Source organism: Sulfitobacter sp. 15WGC (assembly GCF_005068605.1).
Classification (GTDB): Bacteria; Pseudomonadota; Alphaproteobacteria; order Rhodobacterales; family Rhodobacteraceae; genus Sulfitobacter; species Sulfitobacter faviae.
In genome coordinates this window covers 1-254 of record NZ_SZNL01000157.1, presented here as the reverse complement: position 1 = coordinate 254, position 254 = coordinate 1, and the positions used below count along the sequence as shown (strand labels likewise).

The 254-nt window shown below is 65.4% G+C and carries 1 pseudogene; it reads left to right on the top strand.

What is annotated here, in order from left to right:
- Nucleotides 1–254: pseudogene (locus FCK22_RS18370) on the top strand (hydroxyacylglutathione hydrolase C-terminal domain-containing protein); the annotation flags it as partial.

Below are 254 nucleotides of genomic sequence, written 5' to 3'. Positions count from 1 at the left end.
CTGGCCGCCCTGCCCCGTGACACGACGATCTGCTCGGGCCACGAATATACCGCCGCCAACGCAAAATTCGCCCTGACCGTTGATCCGGACAATCCCGCCCTTATATCAAGGGCCAAGGACATCGACACGCCCGCGCCAAGGGGCAGCCGACCGTCCCCTCGTCGCTTTCACTGGAACTAGAAACCAATCCCTTCCTGCGCCCCGCCGACCCGGCCATCCGCGCGACCTTGGGGATGCCAGACGCCACCGACACG